Source organism: Singulisphaera rosea (assembly GCF_054877945.1).
This window is the reverse complement of record NZ_JBTYIP020000092.1, coordinates 1-666: the sequence shown is the minus strand read 5'-3', so window position 1 is coordinate 666 and position 666 is coordinate 1. Positions and strand designations below refer to the sequence as shown.

The following is a 666-nucleotide window of genomic DNA, read 5'->3' as shown; positions in this document are numbered from 1 at the left end:
GGCCTCATAACTCTTCATTTCCTTCGCGCCCACTCGAACCCCATCGGGATACGAACCCTCGAGACTCTCCACCTTCGGATGTCGCCCCTTCCAGGTCATCCGCCTGGCGCATTGCAGGACCACCTCCAGGCTCCTTAGCAACACACCGTTCCACTTCCTCTCCAGTGATGACCAGCAACGCTCGATCGGGTTGTACTTGCTGTGATACGGCGGATAGTACACCAAGCGGATCTCCAACCCCGACCAGTCTGCGAACTCAACCATCCGCTTCAAGAACTGCGTCCGTCGCCCTGAGTTCTTGGGCCCGTTGTCCAGATAGATCACCAGGCGTTTGATCCCCCGGTGGCCTCGCCTCACTCGCTGCCACCAGAGACGCAAGACGTCCACCCAGGCGTCGCTCGTCTCGCGTGAGCCCATGACCAGCGTCAACGCGCCGGTCGCGACCGTCAGGATCCCGAACGGGACCACCTTCTCCTTCGCCGGAGGGTCATGGTCCCATCCCTCCTCCACCTCACCTCGGCTGTCTGTCCGGGTTTTTCCCCCCCCCGGGAGTATTCCCCCAGGCTCACCTTCGCCTTCGTGTCCATCGAGATCTCCAGGGTCTCCGGGTCATCCTTCACTTCCTCCCGGACCGCATTCACGTTCGCGAAGATCGCGTCGGTCTCC

General features: G+C 61.7%; 2 protein-coding genes. Both read right to left on the bottom strand.

What is annotated here, in order from left to right; translation table 11 throughout:
* Window positions 1–468: ISAzo13-like element transposase-related protein (locus ACYOEI_RS41090; protein WP_462856477.1), on the bottom strand; the 468-nt coding region annotated here is incomplete at its 3' end.
* Window positions 447–666 (bottom strand): ISAzo13-like element transposase-related protein (locus ACYOEI_RS41085; RefSeq protein ID WP_462856476.1); only part of this gene is annotated, 220 nt, incomplete at its 5' end. The genes ACYOEI_RS41090 and ACYOEI_RS41085, both read right to left, overlap by 22 nt.